Here is a 19,900-nt window from a genome sequence, read left to right as displayed (position 1 = left end):
CCATGAAGAAGTCCATTGCCGCGACAGGGCTCGTCTGCGTCCTGGTGAGCGGCGCGATCCCGTTCCCGTCACATGCCGCCCGGACACCGACCGACTGCGACAGGCTGCGCGGCCTGCGGCTGCCCGCCTCAGCGATCGGGCTGCCCACCACGGGCGGCGAGGTGAGCGCAACGAACGCCATTCCCCCTACCGTCAGCGGAACTTCGGCGACCGGCGCGTACTGCCGTGTCGACGCCGTCATCCACCCGGTGGACCCGCGGGCTCCCGACATCACCCTGCGCGTCGCCCTGCCCCGACAGTGGAACAAGAAGTCGATGATGTTCGGCGGCGGTGGCTACGACGGCACCATCCCCGATGTCACGGGCAATGTCCCCTTCGGCCCCACCAGCCGGCCGCGCCCGCTCAGCCGCGGCTATGCCACCTACGCCAGTGACTCCGGCCACCAGGCGGCCCCAGACTTCAAACCGGTCACCTCCCTGGACGGCTCCTTCGGTGTCAACGACGAAGCCGTGCGCAACTTCGCGGGCGACGCACTGAAGAAGACCCATGACGCCGCTCGCCACATCATCCGCGCGTACTACCGCACCGCTCCCGCCCACAGATACATCGCCGGCGGCTCCAGCGGCGGGCGCGAAGCACTTGCCGTCGCCCAGCGATGGCCCACCGACTTCGATGGCGTCATCGCCGCCTACCCCGCCTGGAACGCCGTCGGCCTCAACCTCTTCTTCGGCTACGAAGCCCAGATCCTCTCCCGTCCAGGGGCCTTTCTCAACCCGGTGGAACAGGACCTTCTGTACCGCGGCGTCATCAGGTCCTGCGACGGCGACGACGGCCTGCACGACGGCGTCATCTCCAACGAGTCAGGTTGCCGCTTCCACCCTCTCACCCTGCGCTGCCCGGGCGGAAAGGACACCGCTGACACCTGCCTGTCGGATCGCCAGATCCAGGCCGTCGCGGCGCTCTCCTCCCCACTGCGGTGGAAATACCGTCTGGCCAGCGGCGAGACCGGCTATCCCGGCTTCCCCTTCCTCTCCGGCGCCGACATGACGACCCCCTTGCTGGGCATGGGCACCCGTGCCCCCGGCCACCCGATGCCGAAGGACAGCGGCTACGGCGTCCAGTTCTGGGACCAGTGGGTGCGGTACTTCGTCACCCGCGACCCCGCACACGACCCGCTGGCCGTCGACCCCCGCCGCCCCGGCGCCTGGCAGCACCGCATCAGCGGTCTCTCCGCCCTGCAGGACGTCAACGACCCCGACCTTCGCCGCTTCGCCGAGGCAGGGGGAAAACTCTTCCTCCTGCACGGCACCGCCGACGAACTCGTCAGCCACCGCTCCACCGCCGAGTACTTCCGACGCGTCCAAAGACGCGTGGGCCCGCACGCCACCAGCTCCTTCGCCCGGCTCTATCTCATACCGGGTGCCAACCACGTCGACGCCTCCTTCGCGGCAAGCTACGACTCGCTCAGCGCCCTGGAAACCTGGGCAGAGGACGGCACGGCGCCCTCACGGCCTGTCGTCACCGACACCAACCCCGCCGCAAACGCCCGCACCCGGCCGCTGTGCGCCTTCCCCGCCTGGCCGAAATACCGCGGCCACGGCGATCCCACCTCCGCGCACAGCTTCACCTGTCACAACGCACCGCCACGAACCTGACCCTGCTCGCGCGCCACCGGGGGAACCGCTCGGCGACACAGTGCGGCAGAGGCCACGCACGCCCCGATATGGCTGCGGTGAGGACATCCGCGCAGGAGCAGTGGTCGCCGCACACATAACGGATAGCGGGCCAACGGTCCCACTCTGGTGCGAGACCGAACACAACTTCAGCCACCGTCCCGGAAGTGGTGCTTCACATGCCGTCCCCACCCTCAGCACAGCCCCAGGCCCCCGGCGGCCTCAAGAAGATCGTGGCCGCCAGCCTCATCGGCACCACCATCGAGTGGTACGACTTCTTCCTCTACGGCGCGGCCGCCGCACTCGTGTTCAACAAACTCTTCTTCCCCGACTCCGATCCCATGGTCGGCACGCTTCTGTCATTCCTGACCTACGCCGTCGGCTTCGCCGCCCGCCCCATCGGCGCCCTCGTCTTCGGCCACTTCGGCGACCGGCTGGGCCGCAAGAAACTCCTCGTCTACAGCCTGCTGATGATGGGAGGCGCGACCTTCCTGATCGGTCTGATCCCCACCCACGCCACCATCGGCTCGGCCGCCCCCGTCCTGCTTACCGCACTGCGCCTGGTCCAGGGATTTGCCCTGGGTGGCGAGTGGGGCGGCGCGGTGCTGCTGGTGGCGGAGCACGGAGACGCCGCCCGACGCGGCTTCTGGGCCTCGTGGCCGCAGACCGGGGCGCCGGCCGGGCAGTTGCTGGCCACCGGCGTCCTCGCCACGCTGACGGCAACATTGTCGGACGCGGCGTTCAACTCCTGGGGTTGGCGGGTGCCGTTCCTGCTTTCCGGCGCGCTGGTACTCGTCGGACTGTGGATCCGGCTGTCCGTCGACGAATCGCCCGTGTTCAAAGCCGCCCTCGCGGCGGCCGAACGCCGCAAGACCGCACGAGCCCCCCGCGAGAAGCCGCCCATACTCGCCGTCCTGCGCGATCACTGGCGCGATGTCCTCATCGCCATGGGCACCCGCATGGCGGAGAACATCTCCTACTACGTCGTCACCGCATTCATCCTCGTGTACGCGACGGAGCACGCCGACACCAGCAAGCAGACCGCGCTCAACGCCGTCCTGATCGCATCCGCCGTCCACTTCGTGACCATCCCCCTGTGGGGTGCCCTCTCCGACAAGATCGGGCGCCGCCCCGTATACCTCATCGGCGCCCTCGGTACGGGAATCTGGATCTACCCCTTCTTCACCCTGGTCGACCGGCAGTCCTTCGCGGCAATGATCACAGCCGTCACCGTGGCCCTCCTTTTCCACGGTGCCATGTACGCCCCTCAGGCGGCGTTCTTCTCCGAATTGTTCGCCACCCGCATGCGCTACTCCGGAGCATCGATCGGCGCTCAGTTCTCATCCGTGGCCGCCGGCGCCCCGGCCCCGCTCATCGCCACCGCTCTGCTCGCCGAGTACAACAGCGCCGCGCCCATCGCCCTGTACGTCATGGCCGCCGTTCTGCTCACTGTCATCGCCCTTGGCTGTGCCAGCGAGACCCGTCACCGAGATCTCTCGGACACAGAACCCTACGAATCGGACACAGAACCCTACGAAACAGAGTCGGCGTCGGCCGGTGACCACTCGATACGTACGGCCTGAAACCCCTGCGGCCAGATGAGCGCGCCTCGGCCATGGACACCACCGGGCGCCACAGCGGCAGGACGGGGTGGCTGACCGAGTCCGAGCTGCGGCGGAATCTGCGGCAGTGGACCTTCATTCCTGATAGCCAGGAGGTCTTCGATCGGTATCCCGCTTGTCGTGCCGTCAACGGCATTCTCTTCCGCCAGCGGACGGGCATACCGTGGCGTGACTTGCCCGCACGCTTCGGGAAGTGCCATCAATGCGCTCAAGGGCTTCCGGGCCGTGGCGACCAGATACGACAAGCGAGCGTACGTCTGTCACGGCACGGTCACCTTCGCGTCGCACGGGACGGTCACCCTCGCGGCGATCCGGCTCTGGCTCCGCTGATGGTCCGCTCGACAGACCTTGAGGACTCGTGGGGGCAGACCCCGAGCAGGAGTGGCGCCGGTTTCACGGCCCGTAGATCAGGGTCCACCGCTGATTGGGCCGTCCGTCGTAGTCATTGGTCACTACCGGAGACTCGTTCGCCCCACCCCATCCGCGGTCGGGTTCGAGGGCGCGGCCAAAGAGGTTGGCGATCCGTTCGGGGGCTGCGCTGTGGGCGGGGTCCACATACCAGAGCTGATCCACGTTGGTGAACGATCTGTCGCAGTCGCTCAGCCATGTGGCCCAGCCGGCGGGCCCGTTGGCGTGGCCGGCCAGGCAGCGGCCGTCCCTGCGAGTGACCATGTGGTAACGGCCACGGCCGTCGGCGATCAGGTCCCAGAGCTGGTACGGCTCGCTGGTGCAGTTCCACACCCGCATCCGGTCGTCGCCCGGCGGCATGCCCATGCAGCGGCCGGTGCCCTGGTTCTTTACCTGAAAGGGACCGACCGCAGCGGGTCGCGAGGGATCGGCTGCCCGGCTGACGGCGCCCGAACTCGGCGTGATGGATGCCAGTGCCGCGAGCAGTCCGGCAAGAGCCAGTGCCCGCCGCATACGCGATAGCGTCAAGATTCCTCCTGTTCCAAGTGGTGTCTCGGGACACCACGATTCCCCAACGCAGACGTGAGGGAACGGAGTTGAGAAGCCAAACCCCTCGAACGAGTACCGTCCTCACTCCAACAGTTGTCTCGACCTCAGATAGCAGCCCCCATGTACTTGGGGGAGACCCAGTGGAGGATGGCTGGGCGCCGGCCCATGTCCGCGATCCGGCGGCATCCGCGGGAGACTTTGGGGTGCCTACTACTTCCAGATCGCTTGCGGCTTCACTGTTCGTGGAGCGCCAGCCCGGGGCCTTGGCTGACCACAGCGCATCTGGGAAGACCGCGGGGCCTGGTCAAGGACCGGCGTCCCTGGCGTGTTCCGCGATCTGATCCCGGAGCGCTACTACGAGTACGGCGTTGCCTCTGTGTATGCCGAGTTCGCGCACCGCCACGGCTGGCTCAAGCCTGACCGCGTATTGGACGGAGACGAATACGCAGCCCTGCAGTGCTCCGGGAGCCACATCTGCTGATCACCAGGAACACTGCCACCACCACGACGTCACGCAGTGACCGAATCGGAGGTTGGTGCTGTTCGGCCATCTGCGCTGACGCTAAGCGAGGTACCCGCTGATCGCCTCGGCGGTGTAGTCGTCCAGGGGACGGTTCAAGCCCTCAGGGTCGAGTCGCCGTCCGGGCAGGTCCACGTGCTCGACCAGTATCGAGCGAATCTGGCGGGCGGGCAGCGCATGGATACCGGACAGGGCCACGAACACGCGAAGGGCCGGATCCAGCAGCGCGGCAACAGCGACGTACTCCACCCCCGGGCCGGTGAACCGCGCAGAGAACGCGGATGCCGTGTCGCACAGCCGAGAGTGCGGGGCGGCCAGCCACGCAGCTCCGCGATGCGGGCGGCCTGGGCACTCAAGGATGTGAACAGTTGAGGGTCGAGCAGTGGGGCCTTGCTGCTGACTCCACGAAGCTCGCGTGGCATCTCGAACAGCAACAGCTCGGTCCGGCGTGGCGGAACACGGTGCGGCGGCCGTAACCACGGTTCCGACGGGACAGGCTGAGGCCGGGCGCCGCCGCGCGGTCGCAGGGTGCCGATGATGAAGAGCTGCTGTCCAGTGCGGGCCGCTACCGTCAGGTCGACACGGGTCTTGTTGTCCTGGCCGGCGATCAGGCTGTCAGGGGTTCGACTCCCCTGGGCTCCACTGCATAAAACCCCTTCGACCTGCGGAAACGCGGTCGGAGGGGTTCTCGCTGTCCGTGGGGCGGGCGGGGACGGTGGCCGGGTGAGGTCGACGGCTGCGACCATCCGCAGGTTGCACTTCATCGGCGTACCCCTCCGAATCGAGTCGTGGCCCGATGCCCCGCGTGGATCCAGGCATCTTCGACGTGGGACTTCTCGACGTGCGCGTAGATCACGGTCGTGTTGAGCCATTCATGTCCGAGGACCTCTTGGACGGCAACGACGTCCATGCCGTTGCGGGTAGAGGTCGGTAGCGGCGAAGTGTCGCAGCACATGCGGTGTGAGCTGGCCGACCTGGTGCGGCAGATGCCGGACGACCGCGTCAGCGAGCCTGGTCCGCAGAGCGTCGTCGGTCACTGCCCTGCTGGAGCCGTCGCCGTATCGGCGTTTTCGAGGCAAACAACGGTGCACGAGGGTCGTTGACCTTGTCGTCGAACTCCCAGCGCGGCCCGGTGATCCACCATTCCAGCAGGTTACGCGAGCCGTTGATGAGTGGGACGAGCCGCTCTTTCATGCCACGGCCCTGGCTGCCCTTGTCCTTGAGGAGGACCTTGCCGAACCGCCCCAGGTTCCAACGGACGTCGCCGATCCGCAGTAGGCACAGTTCCGAGATCCGCGGTCCGATGAGGCCGACCAGCCGCGAGGCGGTGTAGTTCCGGGCGGCCGGAGCGTACTCGCGTGTCTCTTCCATGTCGCACCGCCAGCCGCCGAAGAGCGCGGTGACCTCCGCTTCCGGCAGCGGGATCCGCAGCCTCGCGGAGGTGCCACCGAGGGGCCGGTTCATCTCATCCAGCGGGGGATTCGACGACGAAGCCGGTGGCGGCGTGGATGCCGACCTTGTGCCGTAGTTCGAGGAACTCGAAGAATACGGCGAAGGCCGCGGCCTGGCGGACCTCGGTGCCCAAGGCTGAGTCGCGACGGTGCCGCCCGAAGTACCGGTCGAGGTCGTGGGCCTCCATCTGCCACAGGGACCGACCGAACCATTCCCACAGGCCAAGGACGGGGCCGACGTCACCGCGGATGGTGTCGTCGAGGACTCCGGCGGAGGCCCGGGCGAGGACGAACTCAGCCAGCAGATCCTGCTCGAAGGCCCCGACCTCCTCGGAAGTCTCCAGCCGGAGCTCCGGCCGCAGATCGCGTACGACGGCCAGTGACATCCCGTTCCTCCTCTTCAGCTATCCAGCGACTTCGCTGGACGAGGGCGCATGCGGTGTCGGTGCGGCAGCGCGCCTGTGGTCACACTGTCTTTATCGCGCCTCCGTCGATGATGTGGTCCGCCCCGGTGGTGCTGCCGGCGAGGGGCGAGGCGAGGTAGGCGACAAGGGCGGCGACCTCGTCGGGGTGCACGAGCCTGCCGGTGACCATGCCCATGGCGGCCGGGAGATGGGCCAGGAGCTGTTCCTGTTCCAGGCCCATCGACTTGGCAAGCTCGGCTCCGTAACCGTCGGGGCTTTCCCACATGTCGGTGCGGACGGGCCCGGGCGAGACGGTGTTGACGCGCACGCCCTGGGGGCCGAACTCCTCGGCCAGCGCCTTGCCGAACGCGGTCAGTGCGGCCTTGGCGGTGGTGTAGGTGACAGGGCCCGCATGCGGGGTCCTGGCGCCGTTGGAGGAGATGTTGACGATGGCGCCGCGGCTGGTGGTGAGGTGAGGCAGCGCGGCCCGGGTAGTGCGGACCGAGGCGAGGAAGTTCAGGTCGAACGTGTCGTACCACTGCTGGTCAGTGAAGGTGCGGAAGCCGCCCGTCCGGCCATCCCCGGCGTCGCCGCCACCGACGTTGTTGACCAGGAGATCCAGCCCGCCGAGCTCGGCTTCGGCCTGAGCGACGAGCCGGGCAGGGGCGTCGGCTTCGGAAAGGTCCACGGACACGCCGATCGCGCCGGTGGCCTTGAGCTCCGGAGTGATCGTCCGTGCTGCGGCCACCACCCGCATGCCCTCACTCACCAGAGCGGAGACGATGGCCAAGCCGATACCCCGGCTCGCGCCGGTCACGACAGCGGCCTTGTCGGTCAGTTGCAGGTCCATGGAGCACCCCTACCCAGAGATGAGTCTTACCCGATGCGTTAACCCTAGAACTTGCAACATTGGTGTTGCAAGTTATCGATGAATGGCGACTATCCCGTACCCTCCTCGGAGAGTCAGAGAGAGGAACCTCGTGGAGCGGAAGAGTCAGCAGCGGCCACTGCGCGCGGACGCGGAGCGGACCGTGAGGGCAATCCTGGAAGCTGCCGAGCGTGTCCTCAGCTCCAATCCGGCGGCCACGATGGAGCAGATCGCGGAGGCGGCGGGCGTCGCTCGTACGACCGTGCACCGCCGGTTCACCAGCCGCGAGGCCCTGGTGGACGCTCTGACAGCCTGGGCAACGCGGCAGTTCCACGAAGCCGTGACGAGTGCCCATCCCGACAGCGCCCCACCACTGATCGCCCTCTACCAAGCGACCGCCAACGTCCTCCGGGTCAAGATCGGGTGGGGGTTCGCAATGAGCAGGACCACACCGGAGGACCCCGAGGTGGCACGAGCACACGCCGATGTGCTCGCTCAGTGCGACCGCCTGTTCCAGCGCGCCTTGGAAGCCGGTGTGCTGCGCCCTGACACTGACCTGGCGTGGGCTCGCCGCGTCTATTACGCCCTCATTCACGAGGCCGCCCAGAATCGCTCGGACGAAGCCGACGATGTCGATGAACTGGCGACCCTCGTGGTCGACACCTTGTTGCGTGGCCTGGGTCGGCAGGGCAGCTCCCTCAGCCCGTAACGAGCTCTGGCAGGAGTTGCTTCGACCACCTGCTGGCTGCGGTGGCCGAGCACGACCGGCTCAAGGTCAGATCCTCGCCGAGGGGCGATCGCTTGTGGTCATCGTTTCCCCTCGCTGTGCCATGTCCGGAAGACGGAGGTCACCGACTCCGTGGTGGACTCGGCGGGTGATCTTCCCCGTGGTCGGCGGGAGGTAGGCGCTCAAGGCCACAGCCGCTGAGCAGCGACGGAGCCCGGCCCGCGCGCTTCCGAGGGCCGGGACGCCACGGCATCCACCTGACCAGAGCCGGGCGCACGGTGGAGGCGCGGCCGGGGGGTGCGCCGCTATGCGTACATCTTCTGAATCCACTCCGCCGCCCCGCTCTCGGCGGTGATCTTTCCGCGCTTGTCCTGCGTACAGGCCCTCGGATGAGGACGGCGCCGCCCGCGGAACGGAAGCGGCAGGGCTTCAGAGCGCGGGCCCCTCGGCGGCGGCCAGCATGTTCTCGATGAGATCGGCGGCGCGCGGGGTGCCGCCCTCGGCCCGGGCGGCGGCCTGCAACTGCTGGGACTTGTCGACGCGTACCGGATCCGTGACCAGGTCGTTGAGCGCCGTACGAAGGGTCTCGGCGGCGGCGTCAGCGGTGTCCACACGGCGGGCGACGCCGAGTTCGACGAGCCGGTCGGCGTTCATGAACTGCTCGGCTCCCTGCGGCACGGCGATCATGGGAACGCCGGCGAGGAGCCCTTCGCCGCAGCCGCCCATGCCGCCGTGGGTGACGAAGGCGTCGGCCTGTTCCAGGATCGCCCGCTGCGGAACCCAGGAGTGCACTTCGACGTTGGGCGGGATGGTGCCGAGTTCCTCGGGGTCGGTGTACTTGCCGATCTGGAGTACGACGTGCCAGCCGGGCAGGTCGCCGAAGGCCGCGATGCACTGGCGGTAGAACGCGGCCCGGCGCGTGTACGCCGAACCGAGCGAGATCAGCAGCACGTTGTCCGCGGCCGCCGGTCGGGTCCAGTTGTCCGTGGCCGCTCGGGTGTCGAAGCAGGGGCCGACGAAGGTCACCGCGTCGGTGTCGACTCGATCGGCGTGCGGCTGCATCGCTCGCGGGATCAGGGCGAGGGCTCGGGAAGGCGGGCCGGAGAACGTGTCCACGTCCGTGGTGGTCGCACCGCAGTCGGCGAGCCACCGTGCGAACCTGTCCCGGTACGCGTCCGCGCCCGGCAGCTTCCGCAGATGCGCCGCGACTTCCTCCTGGTAGCCGTCCCAGCCGACGAACGTCGGGGACAACTGCACGAGGGGACGGCCCTGCGCTTCGGCGAGGGCGCGCGCGGCATAGGCGCCGATGTCGTAGAGGTACAGGTCGGCCGGATCGTCGTCGTAGGCGGCGCGCAGTTGCGGGAGCGCCTGGACGGCGTCGTCGAGGAAGAGGCAGGCCGCGGCGATGGGGTCGGCAGGCCAGTCGTTGTCCGCGACGGGCAACGTGGAGGTGCAGGTCACCGATTCCGCACCGGCGGACTCGATCCGGTCGGCCACGAACGGGTCGTTGGCGTAGGTGACCCGGTGCCCGCGGGCCACCAGCTCACGGATGAGCGCGAGGCTGGGCAGGACATGGCTGACGATGGGAACGCCGACCATCGCGATATGGGCGCGGCGACGGGACATGGGCGATCACTCGTTTCTGGCGCGGGCCGGGTGCGGGCGAATGTGGCGCGTGCGCGGTGTCAGGGCCGGTCGGCCTGCGCGGCGGCCTCCTCCAGATCGGCGACGGTCCCCGACATGATCGTCCGTACATGCCCGGTGATGTGCCGCACGGGCCAGTCCCACCACGCCACGGCGAGGAGCCGGGCGATGTCCGCAGCGTCGTAGCGGGTACGGATGAGCCGGGCGGGGTTGCCGCCGACGATGCCGTAGTCGGGGACGTCGACGGTGACCACGGCACCGGCGGCGATGATCGCGCCGTGACCGATGCGTACACCGGGCATGACCGTGGCGCCGTGGCCGAACCACACGTCGTTGCCGACGACCGTGTCGCCCCGGCCGGGCAGGCCGGTGATCAGGTCGAAGTGCTCCGCCCAGGAACCCCCCATGGTGGGGAACGGGAAGGTGGAAGGGCCGTCCATACGGTGGTTGGCGCCGTTCATGATGAACCGGGTGCCCGTCCCCAGCGCGCAGTACTTGCCGATGACAAGGCGCTCGGGACCGTAGTGGTAGAGAACGTTGCGCGTCTCGAACGCGGTCGGGTCGTCCGGATCGTCGTAGTAGGTGAAGTCACCGACCTCGATCAGCGGCGACTTCACCAGCGGCTTGAGCAGAACCACGCGCGGGTGCTCGGGCATCGGGTGGAGCACGGTGGGGTCAGCGGGAACGGGCTGCATCGTTGAGGCGGTTCCTCTCTGGTGAACCTAGGGCGACAACTGTCGCGTTAAGATGCTGACACAGCTCTGCCGCCTTGATCAACCGGATACTGATTGCCGATGACAGACCCACTGGACACGACGTCTGACCGCCGTCCGGGCGGTCGCACCGCCCGCATCCGCGCCCAGGTTCTCGATGCGGTACGCGCCGAACTCGCTGAAGGCGGTCACGAAGGACTCACGATGGAGGGTGTCGCGACGCGGGCCGGAGTGCACCGCGCCACGGTCTACCGGCGTTGGCGCGATGTCGGCGGCCTGCTCGTCGACGTCATCGACGCCGCCGGCGAGATCGACTGGCAGCCGCCGGACACCGGCTCGCTGCGCGGCGATCTGACGGCCCTCAACCAGGAGATCCAGGAATCCCTGGTCGTACAGCCGTCGTTCGCCGTCGCCCTGATGGCCGCCTCGTTCCACTCCGAACAGGCCGCGCGGGCCCAGACGCGGTTGTGGGCGGACCGATATGCCCAGTGCGAGATCCTCGTCGAGCGCGCCGTCGAGCGCGGTGAACTACCCGCACCGCACACGGACGCGCGGGGCCTGCTCATCGCCGCCACGGCGCCGCTCTACCACCAGCTAGTGCTCCTGCGTGCCGATCCGGACCCGCAACTCCCGGGACGAGCCGCGGAGGCGGCAGTCCTGGCGGCTGCCGCGGGTGCCTTCTCCCTCAGTCGGGAAGAGAGCGCGTGAGGGAGGAGACAGGGAGCGAACGCAAGCGCAACCATGAGCGCGACAAGACCGATCACGGTCCAGTAGCCCTGGTTCGGCTCCTACCGTCGGGCTGAGTAGACCTGCGAGGAGAACACCCGGCTCATGGCCGACCCCCTCGCGCCGATGCTGCTGCTGACCGGCTATCAGATACCGGCCACGATCCGCCGCGGCGGAGTCAGGTGCATCTCTGGGCAGTGCGGTGTCCTGGGCCCGGGCTGCGGCAACGAGACCTGGCGGAAGAATCGCAAGGTCAAAAACACCCGCACGCCGAGGTGATCCGCAGTCTGCCCGGCATGGGCGCCATGCTCGGGGCCACCTTCATCGCCGCGACCGGCGGCGACATGCAGCCCTCCGGCACGGGCGAACTACGAGCGAAAGCGCGCGGAGGGGAAGGGGCGCAAACAGACCGTGCTGTCCCTCGCCCGGGGTCGGGTTCTCAAACGACATGGCTTTCGCGGAAAGCGCGCCCTGGTCGGCACAGCGGCCGCTCAGCGGACCGGTGTCGTCTGGGCCAGGGCAATGCGCCAGTCGTCGCCCTGGCGGGTCAAAACGTAGGTCATGACACCGACCGAGGGCAGCTCGGACGAGCTCTCCGTCTCGGACCGTTCGTCATGGACGGTCTTGGTGAGGCTGACGACAGCGACGTCTGGGGTGGTGAACCGGATGTCGTCGACCTCCAGCGAGGTCCGGATGTCCTTGAGTGGTGACGAGAGCGCTTCGGTCATGGCCGAAGCGAAGGCCTCGCGCCCGAAGAGGCGCCGCCCGGCCAAGTTGACGATCACCAAGTTCGCCGTGTGTAGCGCAGGCAGCACGTCCGGGTCGATCTGCGCCTCCTGGGACCGCGCGACCAACTCGCGAATTCTTTGCTCATCGGCGTCGTTGGCGGGAACAGTGAAGTTCGTGGTGTCCATGGGGGAAACCTAGGACCTCAACTTAGGTTGAGGTCAACTTCTATCACCGGACTGGCCTCGCGGACGAAGAAGGGACAGCCGTGCAGCGCGCGACTTGACCCGATACCGCGCTGGCGGTGCGCAGTTCACCGAGCGGTTCATCGACATGCTGATGAACCAGCTCGTCGAGCAGCGGTCGGAGCAGGTGAGCGCGGCTGGTCTGCCCATGGTGCGCAAGGTGGTGACCGTGGCGTTCGAGGCCTGGCACGATGCGGCCGGGCCGGTCCCCGACAGTGCGCGGACACGAGGGGGTGCGAGCTCGCGCTGATCGCGGTCTTCGTGGACTTCGTCGATGGCCCCGGAGCCTGCGAGAGCGTCCTGCTGACGGCCCTCGGCGACGCCCTGGACTGATCCGGCTCACGCCGCCGCAGGACAGAGCAAAGGCAAGGCGTCGGCCCCTCTCCGCCTGTGTGCTGTCGCTGCGGTCCCCTGAGGCGGGCGCCTGCTGCCGCAGGACGTGTGGCAGACGCCACTCCTCGAGCGTGCATCGTGCTTTTGTCAACTGTGCACCCTGCGGTATCAATCCGCGAGGGGAGCGGCTCCGGAGGACTCATGACAGCGCCCGATTCGACGTCAGGCAGCCTGACCCGTCGCGACCAGACCACCGACCGCTTCACCAAACGCCTGGAACGCCTCGGTTCCGAACAGACCTATGTACGTATCGGCGGCATCCTCGCTCTCGAACAGATCGTGCAGGATGCTCCCGAGCAGGCAGCCGCCAGTGCCGCCCGGGTCCTGGGTCGCTTCAGTCGCCACCGCGCACCCAGAGCCGAGCCACAGCCCGCCCCTGACGCAGCCGAAACACCGCTGCCCGAGGAGCCAGAGGGCGACGGTGACGTTCCGTTTCCGCACGGTCTCCCGGGCTGAAGTCCAGGCACGGCCCTCGACGGTGCCATAGCACGAGCATCCCAAGATCCCTGTCTTTTCAAGCTGTTTTGGACGCATCGGCTGATTGCCGCCGCCCTGTCGTTTTCGCCATGCGTATCGACGCCATTACTTCCAGTGGCGGCGGGTTCCAGTCGCCACATCACGAGGGGAAGCAGGAGCACATGGGTGAGTGGAGCGGTTGGAAGAGCGTGGAAGGCACGATCATTTCAGCACCGAGCGTGGCATCGCGCGTCCCGTCGAAGATGACCGTGGTCGCCCGGGGGCCGAAGAACCGGATCGTCGCCCGGTCCTGGAACGAGGGCCAGGAGTGGGCTGATTGGAACGACCTGGGCGGCAGCCTGACGTACGACCCGGCGATCGTCGCAGGCAAGTCGGACCGGTACACGGTCTATGCGGTGGGCGGCAAGCGGGTGATCTACCGCAAGAGCTGGATCGAGGGCTCCAACTGGCCCGACAAGTGGGCCCAGACCAACGAGACCACCCAGGCGTGGGGCGGGGTGGCGGCGGCGGCCGCGGGTGAGGGCCGCATCGACCTGCTCACCGTGAACAACGTCAACGCCGTCCTGCACGCCACCGCGCCGATCGACCAGCCCTGGGGGTCGTTCAGCTCCATCGGCGGGACCATCAACGGCACCGCTGCGGTGTCCTGGGCCACCGGCCGCGTCGACCTGTTCGCGCGCGGAGCGAACAGCAACAAGATGTACCACCGCGTGCTCAACGGCAGCACCTGGGGCACCTGGCGGGAGATCGGCACCGGCTTCATCTCCGGCCCCGGAGCCGCTACCTGGGGGCCGGACCGGCTGGACGTCTTCGCCAAGGGACACGACCACCAGATCCTGCACCGGTTCTGGAACGGCAGCCAGTGGAGCGAGTGGATCGACCTCGGCATCACCGGCACGGACGACGCCCCCGCGGCGGTGTCCCGGAGGAAGGGCAACATCGAACTGTTCATCCGAGGCCGGGACAACAAGCTGTACCACCGCACCTACACGGCCGACGACGACGAACTGGACGACGCCGGCACCGAGGACGCCTCCTGACAAGGTGAGCACAACGGCTGCCAGACAGGTGTGACCCACCGCTGACAGGGCCGGTACCGAGACACTGACGACATCTCGGAGACCGGCCCGCCAGCACTCCGATCACTGCACCACTGCAGCTTCCAGCAACACTGCCCTACGACGCCGAAACGCTCTCCAGCAACGCCGGGCCGCTCGCGGCCGGAACCACTGGCGGCTGCTTCGCTGGCCAATCGACCAGGCGTGACGCACGAGCAGCGGAAGGACAGGCGGGTACCGAGGCCCTTATGCCGCGAAAGGCCTCGGGACGCCGCACCTTTTCCGAAGCTGACAAAGACCACCAGGCACCGTCACCGTCCCAGGCCTGCTTGCACAGCCCAAGCTCAGTGGTATGCCCTCAACTCACAGACCACACCCACCACACGGCAGAGTGGCACCCGCGGCGCCGGTCACCCTGGCGGGTGACTGCGCGGGGTGGTGACGCTGGGCCAAGCTCAGTGTCATGAAAGCCACTTTGATCCGCCGCGCATGCACTGTGGCCCTGGCGCTGGCGGCCACGATGGCCCCCGCGGTGGCAGCCCAGCCGGGAGACACCGACGCGCCCCCGCATCGGTCCGACATCGGGGCTCAGGCGCGGTTGCTGGGCGAGAAGATCGTTCCGCACAAACTCCCTTTCCAGAACACGACGGTTGGCGGGCTGTCGGGCATCGACCGCAATCCGTGTACGGGTGAGTACGTGATGGTCAGCGACGACCGCTCGGTCCTGCAGCCCGCCCGCTTCTACACCGCCAGAATCCGTGTGGACGGCGCCGGGGTGCACTCCGTCGACTTCACCGGCACGCACCCCTTCCTGCAGCCGGACGGCTCGGTGTACCCGCCGGCCAGCGCCCGCGACGGCAAGGTCGTTGACCCGGAAGAGCTGCGGGTCGACCCGCTGGGCTGCCGCTACTGGTGGGCGCAGGAAGGCGACCGGCCCAAATCGTCGAGTGACCCGCTGATCCAGCCGACGATCCAGTTCGCCACCCGGACCGGCCAGTATCGCGGTCAGTTGCCTCTGCCGCGCCACTACGAGTCGACCAGGCAGGACTGGGGTCTCAGGCGGAACAAGGCGGTGGAAGCGATCACCTTCGGCGACCACAACAGCACGCTCACCAGCGCCGTCGAGGGGCCGCTGTTCCAAGACGGCCCGGAGCCCGACCTGGAGCGCGGCGCCCTGGTCCGCGTCACCCAGCAGAACCGGCAGGGCGACGTCCTCGGGCAGTTCGCCTACCCGCTGGAGAAGATCTTCACGGAGCCCGACCCGACCAGCCCGTGGGGCCCGGACACCGGGGTGCCCGCGATCCTCGCCTTCCCCGAAGACCCCAGCCGCTACCTCGTACTCGAACGCACCTGGGTGGCGGGCGCAGGATTCAAGATCCGCATCTACGACGCCACCACCCGCGGCGCGACGAAGGTGCAGAACATGGACTCCCTGGCCGGGCAGAAGATCATCCCCATGCGCAAGACACTGGTCACGGACTTCCACGACCTGGACCTGTCCACGGTCGACAACACCGAAGGCATGACCTGGGGCCCGACCCTGCCCAACGGCGAACGCACCCTGCTCCTGGTCAGCGACGACAACTTCGCCGCCGATGAGGTCACCCAGATCGTCGCACTCAGCATCCGCTGACAACCCCGCAACGCCAACCGAAGGGGCGGCCGCGCTACGGGATTCCCCTGAACCGAAGCGCGAGCCGCCACTCTCAGAAGCCAGATGATCAAAGGCCGACGATTACACAAGCCGGCAGCCTCGTCCTGCGCCTGGACGTCACAGGCCTCACCGCGTGGCCGTACTGACATGGGGGCGGCGACGCCGTGCGCGGGCGGCGGATTGCCCGGGCGTCGAGGACGGCGCTGCGCGGCGCTGCGGCTGCTTGCTCTGCGGGCGGGGAAGAAGCTGACAGTGAGCCATGTTCGCGTGGCTACGGGCGCGTGGGGTGGTCGACCGGTTCGTCCTCACCGGCCCGCAGTGGCCGTTTCCTGAACGGGAGTTGCTGCGCCTGGTGCGGTACGAGGGGAAGGAACGGAAGGACGCTGCGGCGTTTGTCCGTTAGCCGACGGACAAGCCCACGGACAAGCCGACGTCCGGCGGCTCCGGTGACGACGGCACGCCGGGGCCGACATAGAAGCCGACCGGCTCCCCGGCCTCCGACGAGACCGCATCGAGCACCACGGCTCCCGAGCCCGACGGCTCCCTCGCCCACACCGGCGCCGACGCCACCCCGTGGCTGCTCGGCGGCGCCGGAGTCCTCCTCGCCGCCGGCGGAGGCGCACTCCTGGCCGCCCGCCGACGCCGTACGGACGACTCCGACAACGACGCCTGCACCGAGAGGTAGAGCCCGTCTCCTTGACGAAGAACCCTCCCCGCCGAACGGAAGAACTGGCGACCCGAGCGGACCGCTCGACCACGGTCGCGGGGGAGGTAGACGCGTGATCTCTCGGGCAGGATCCTGGCGGACTACGAGCCGGAGGAGCTCGAGCAGGTGAGAACCCGGATCGGCGAACCGTACGCGGTCAGCCGGCCAGCGCGTGGTGCTGGCGGGCGTTGATCTGCATGCCGGGAATCGGATCGCCATCCACGGAGTTGGTGGGGGATGTGAGCCGGAATTGGAGAGTCATGCGAGCGATTCAGGTATACGAAGTGGGCGGTCCCGAGGTGCTGCGGGAGGTCGATGTGGACCAGCCGCGGCCGGGTCCGGGCCAGGCGGTCGTGGAGGTCGCCGCATCCGGGGTCAACTTCCTCGACGTCTACCACCGCGAGGGCCGATACACCCTCCCGCTGCCCTTCACCCCGGGCACTGAGGGCGCGGGCACGGTCGTCCAAGTTGGACCCGACGTCGCCGACGTCGCAGTGGGGGACCGGGTCGGTTGGGTGGAGATTCCCGGCACTTATGCCGAACGGGCCGTCGTGGACTCCACCCGGCTGGTGCCGCTACCTGACGATATCGGCTTCGAGACCGCCGCCGCCGTGCTCCTGCAAGGTATGACCGCGCACTATCTCGTCAAGGACGCCTACCCGGTCCAGTGGGGCGACACGGTGCTCGTGCATGCGGCTGCCGGTGGCGTGGGGCTACTTTTGACCCAGCTCATCACCCACCTCGCCGGCAGGGTGATAGGCACGACGTCGACCACGGCGAAGGCCGAACTGGCGAAGCGTGCCGGGGCCGCTGAGGTGATCCTCTACTCCGCAGTCGACGATCTCGCAGCCGAGGTGAGGCGGCTCAACGGCGGTCAGGGACTGCCGGTTGTCTTCGACGGCGTCGGCGCGCACACCTTCGACGCGAGCCTCGCCAGCCTGCGAACTCGCGGCCATCTCGTACTCTTCGGCGCCGCAAGTGGTGCCGTGCCGCCGTTTGATCCCATTCGGCTCGCCCACGGTGGTTCGCTGACCCTGATCCGGCCCAGCCTCGGGGACTTCATCGCCGATCGGTCCGAACTGCTCCGACGCGCCGCCGATGTGTTCGAGTGGGTGCGCTCCAAGGCGCTTGAGGTCACCGTAACGGCCCGCTACCCTCTGGCCGAGGCCGCCCAGGCCCACAGCGATCTGGAGGCTCGGCGTACCACCGGCAAGCTGCTCGTTGTACCCGATGCAGCCGTTATTGGATACCGCGAGGGGACGCAGAGCTGATGCCGGGAGTGCAGTTCACTCGAACTGACACAGTAAGGGCCACGCCTCGGTCAAGGGCCGACGAACGCACCACCCACCGCTTCAGCACCACAGGGCGCAGCTCTGGCGTCTCGCGAACCCGTTACAGGGGGCGTGGTCCTGCACTCGCAGAGACCGGCAGCGGAAATCCCTCTGCAGGGGAAGGCGGGATCTACCTGCCGGCCACTCCCACTGAGCTCCACATCTCCAAAATCCCCGACTGTGTCACTCACTGAGACGCTGCAGAACTGCCCGGACAAACACCGAGACCACCGACCTGGACGGGCAGATGGTCGAGGTCGCTGTGATCGACGCGGCCACCGGCAAGAAGTTGACGGACACCCTGGTCAAGCCGACCAGCGCTGAGCGAGGAGAGAAGGGGCCTGGAGGCGTCAAGACTCCTGACGGGCGGCCCATCGGGACCATCACTTCCTACTGCAAGGGTCAGACAGTGTGTCCTGACTGGGTCAACAACATCTGATCGGTACATGCAGTCAGCAGACGCCGGTCGGAGAATTCTGGAGACGTGGACGATTTCCCGGCCCGCGTCTTGCTGACGCTTCGCCGCTTCATCGGCACCCCGCTTCCCGGGACCGACTATTACATTCGTGCTGCCCATCGGACCGGCAGTGACCGTTTCCGAGTCCACTTGGCCAGTTCAACTGTCGACCCGCTCCTCGTGGACCTGCCCGAACGATGGCCGGACGGACAACAGATCGGCGATTGGTGGTATGTCGGGGCCCTACGCCACGTGGCACAGCGGGCCTTGGCTGAAGACCTCTCGCACACGCGCAGCGATGAGGGTCTGCGGGTAGTCGACATCGCAGGACTGGAAGCCGCAGGTCTACTGACCAGAAAGAGCGAAGTCACAGCCCAGGACGCGCTGGACTACGTGATCGCCGACTTGGTAGGAGACCTCCTTTGGCATGGCGCGGCAGCTTCCGCTGCTCCGGGGCTGTACCACCTCGTAGGCTTCAACCTGCGCACCCCCGCCGTCCTGCGTGTCTATCCGACCTGCGACTACGGCACCGTTGGCGTGGACGTTGCGTTGTACGACGATGACACCCGCCAGCTCCGCAACGTGGGGTGGTGGGCCTCAGCCAAACTCATGGCCGTCCTCAACCCAGATGACCGTGAAACCCTTCCCGCGCATCGCGTCGACGAGGCTGCGGATCCGCTGTGTGACGCGGTCTATGACCTGCCTGGGTGGGCATGAGCAGCCGCCACTCACCCGGACGGACGGACCATAACCAGACCGGTGTGATGGCGATCGGGTCGGGTCCACGCTGTTCGTCACCGTCCACGACGGTCCGGGGATGAGCTGTGTCAGCGGAATGCTGACGCTTCGGAGCAGTGACGTTCCGGCGCGGCCTGCGTTGGCAGACCGTGACCACCGCGAGGACCACCCATTTGCGCAGATCCGCCCGTACGACACCCGCCCGCGTGCACGCCCGTCGCAAGGCCGCGCAGGAGGCGGCGGCCGCGGCCGCGAAGGCCGGGCGGCGCCCTCACCATGTGGGCTGCCAGCGCGGACCGCAGCGGGTCGCGATGTCGGTCCGGCTGCTCTTGGAGGACGACGTGCGCCTCGACGCGGCGCTGGCGCAGTCCGGGCTGTACCTGCAGGACGGCGTCACCGAGGCGCTGCGGCTGTGGTTCAAGAAGCTGAAGATCCCCGTGTCGCCCGTGCCCACCGTGGCCGCGCAGGACTGAGGTCCGAGGTTCGCGGACGGGGGGGCCGGTGTGCCGATCTCCGGGATTCCGCATGGTTCGCCGACCTGTTCCCAGGTGGTGCCGACGGCGCGCTCCTCGAGGAACCGCAGCTTGGTGTTCGGGTTGGGGCTGGCCTGGAGGCGGCCACGGAGCCCCAGGGTCGTACACCCTGCACGCGTCAACGCCGCATCCGCGGTCCAGCTCCGCGCCCACTGCCAGCCTCGGGAGGAAACGACCTCTAAGACGCCATCTCATTTGGATAGTCTGCGGTAGCAGATGAGGGTGCAGGCGATGCTGGTGAAGGCGAGGAAGTGCTCGGCCTTGCGTTCGTAGCGGC

Annotated in this window: 20 protein-coding genes and 2 pseudogenes; 13 read left to right on the top strand and 9 right to left on the bottom strand. The window is 68.0% G+C overall.

The features are described 5' to 3' along the window. Positions 1-2 precede the first annotated feature (2 nt). Positions 3-1,655, top strand: coding sequence for a tannase/feruloyl esterase family alpha/beta hydrolase (locus IG78_RS0102070; protein WP_030559264.1), 1,653 nt, complete (start codon positions 3-5; stop codon positions 1,653-1,655). A 197-nt stretch (positions 1,656-1,852) separates the two neighbouring features. Further along, a complete protein-coding gene (locus tag IG78_RS0102065) occupies positions 1,853-3,256 on the top strand; it encodes an MFS transporter (protein WP_037685486.1) in 1,404 nt (467 codons plus the stop codon). 432 nt (positions 3,257-3,688) lie between these two features. Here the strand turns inward: IG78_RS0102065 and IG78_RS0102055 are convergent, their stop codons facing one another. The 5 genes from IG78_RS0102055 to IG78_RS0102035 all read right to left on the bottom strand — a co-directional run bounded on the left by IG78_RS0102055 (position 3,689) and on the right by IG78_RS0102035 (position 7,477). After that, positions 3,689-4,231 (bottom strand): RICIN domain-containing protein, encoded by a 543-nt coding sequence (locus IG78_RS0102055; protein ID WP_157855742.1) that lies wholly within the window; start codon positions 4,229-4,231, stop codon positions 3,689-3,691. A 583-nt stretch (positions 4,232-4,814) separates the two neighbouring features. Further along, positions 4,815-5,021 (bottom strand): hypothetical protein, encoded by a 207-nt coding sequence (locus IG78_RS0102045; protein WP_030559259.1) that lies wholly within the window; start codon positions 5,019-5,021, stop codon positions 4,815-4,817. Between the two features lie 753 nt (positions 5,022-5,774). Then, complete coding sequence (locus IG78_RS50965; protein ID WP_225882072.1) at positions 5,775-6,236, bottom strand: site-specific integrase; 462 nt, start codon at positions 6,234-6,236, stop codon at positions 5,775-5,777. 1 nt (position 6,237) lies between these two features. Next, positions 6,238-6,609 carry a hypothetical protein gene (locus IG78_RS50960; RefSeq protein ID WP_225882073.1) on the bottom strand — a complete coding sequence of 124 codons (372 nt, stop codon included), beginning with the start codon at positions 6,607-6,609 and terminating at the stop codon, positions 6,238-6,240. Between the two features lie 79 nt (positions 6,610-6,688). Further along, on the bottom strand, positions 6,689-7,477 hold the full coding sequence (locus IG78_RS0102035; protein WP_030559257.1) for an SDR family NAD(P)-dependent oxidoreductase: 789 nt from the start codon (positions 7,475-7,477) through the stop codon (positions 6,689-6,691). Positions 7,478-7,607: 130 nt separating this feature from the next. Here IG78_RS0102035 and IG78_RS0102030 point away from each other — a divergent pair, with 130 nt between their 5' ends. Further along, complete coding sequence (locus IG78_RS0102030) at positions 7,608-8,204, top strand: TetR/AcrR family transcriptional regulator (RefSeq protein ID WP_030559256.1); 597 nt, start codon at positions 7,608-7,610, stop codon at positions 8,202-8,204. Positions 8,205-8,651: 447 nt separating this feature from the next. On the opposite strand, the gene IG78_RS0102025 is transcribed toward IG78_RS0102030, so the two are convergent. Together IG78_RS0102025 and IG78_RS0102020 are read right to left on the bottom strand one after the other, a co-directional pair. Continuing rightward, positions 8,652-9,848, bottom strand: coding sequence for a macrolide family glycosyltransferase (locus tag IG78_RS0102025; protein WP_199813256.1), 1,197 nt, complete (start codon positions 9,846-9,848; stop codon positions 8,652-8,654). Positions 9,849-9,907: 59 nt separating this feature from the next. After that, positions 9,908-10,561, bottom strand: coding sequence for a CatB-related O-acetyltransferase (locus IG78_RS0102020; RefSeq protein ID WP_030559253.1), 654 nt, complete (start codon positions 10,559-10,561; stop codon positions 9,908-9,910). 99 nt (positions 10,562-10,660) lie between these two features. On the opposite strand from IG78_RS0102020, the gene IG78_RS0102015 reads away from it, so the two are divergent. Together IG78_RS0102015 and IG78_RS49010 are read left to right on the top strand one after the other, a co-directional pair. Beyond that, positions 10,661-11,287 carry a TetR/AcrR family transcriptional regulator gene (locus IG78_RS0102015; RefSeq protein ID WP_030559252.1) on the top strand — a complete coding sequence of 209 codons (627 nt, stop codon included), beginning with the start codon at positions 10,661-10,663 and terminating at the stop codon, positions 11,285-11,287. A 123-nt stretch (positions 11,288-11,410) separates the two neighbouring features. Next, positions 11,411-11,584, top strand: coding sequence for a hypothetical protein (locus IG78_RS49010; RefSeq protein ID WP_157855741.1), 174 nt, complete (start codon positions 11,411-11,413; stop codon positions 11,582-11,584). A gap of 212 nt (positions 11,585-11,796) precedes the next feature. Here the strand turns inward: IG78_RS49010 and IG78_RS0102005 are convergent, their stop codons facing one another. Next, entirely contained in the window at positions 11,797-12,219 is a 423-nt protein-coding gene (locus IG78_RS0102005; RefSeq protein ID WP_030559251.1) for an SgcJ/EcaC family oxidoreductase, read from the bottom strand. Positions 12,220-12,313: 94 nt separating this feature from the next. Here IG78_RS0102005 and IG78_RS49005 point away from each other — a divergent pair, with 94 nt between their 5' ends. The 8 genes and pseudogenes from IG78_RS49005 to IG78_RS0101955 all read left to right on the top strand — a co-directional run bounded on the left by IG78_RS49005 (position 12,314) and on the right by IG78_RS0101955 (position 19,563). Beyond that, positions 12,314-12,526 (top strand): hypothetical protein, encoded by a 213-nt coding sequence (locus IG78_RS49005; protein ID WP_030559249.1) that lies wholly within the window; start codon positions 12,314-12,316, stop codon positions 12,524-12,526. Between the two features lie 284 nt (positions 12,527-12,810). Continuing rightward, positions 12,811-13,125 carry a hypothetical protein gene (locus tag IG78_RS49000; protein WP_157855740.1) on the top strand — a complete coding sequence of 105 codons (315 nt, stop codon included), beginning with the start codon at positions 12,811-12,813 and terminating at the stop codon, positions 13,123-13,125. A gap of 110 nt (positions 13,126-13,235) precedes the next feature. Beyond that, a complete protein-coding gene (locus IG78_RS0101990; RefSeq protein ID WP_488356432.1) occupies positions 13,236-14,186 on the top strand; it encodes a DUF8189 domain-containing protein in 951 nt (316 codons plus the stop codon). A 481-nt stretch (positions 14,187-14,667) separates the two neighbouring features. Next, positions 14,668-15,837: an esterase-like activity of phytase family protein gene (locus tag IG78_RS0101985; protein WP_030559245.1), complete on the top strand. Its 1,170-nt coding sequence runs from the start codon at positions 14,668-14,670 to the stop codon at positions 15,835-15,837. Positions 15,838-16,411: 574 nt separating this feature from the next. Continuing rightward, a pseudogene (locus IG78_RS50955) lies at positions 16,412-16,543 on the top strand (LAETG motif-containing sortase-dependent surface protein); the annotation flags it as partial. Positions 16,544-16,848: 305 nt separating this feature from the next. Then, entirely contained in the window at positions 16,849-17,835 is a 987-nt protein-coding gene (locus IG78_RS0101970) for a quinone oxidoreductase family protein (protein WP_430738974.1), read from the top strand. Positions 17,836-18,379: 544 nt separating this feature from the next. Further along, on the top strand, positions 18,380-19,069 hold the full coding sequence (locus tag IG78_RS0101960) for a hypothetical protein (RefSeq protein WP_030559241.1): 690 nt from the start codon (positions 18,380-18,382) through the stop codon (positions 19,067-19,069). Between the two features lie 170 nt (positions 19,070-19,239). Continuing rightward, entirely contained in the window at positions 19,240-19,563 is a 324-nt protein-coding gene (locus tag IG78_RS0101955) for a hypothetical protein (RefSeq protein WP_169749666.1), read from the top strand. A 251-nt stretch (positions 19,564-19,814) separates the two neighbouring features. Here IG78_RS0101955 and IG78_RS47545 read toward each other — a convergent pair. Beyond that, a pseudogene (locus tag IG78_RS47545) lies at positions 19,815-19,900 on the bottom strand (IS5/IS1182 family transposase); the annotation flags it as partial.

The organism is Streptomyces aureocirculatus (assembly GCF_000720475.1).
Taxonomy (GTDB): Bacteria; Actinomycetota; Actinomycetes; order Streptomycetales; family Streptomycetaceae; genus Streptomyces; species Streptomyces aureocirculatus.
Note: the sequence above shows the minus strand (reverse complement) of the source record. Positions and strands in the feature narration are given on the sequence as shown.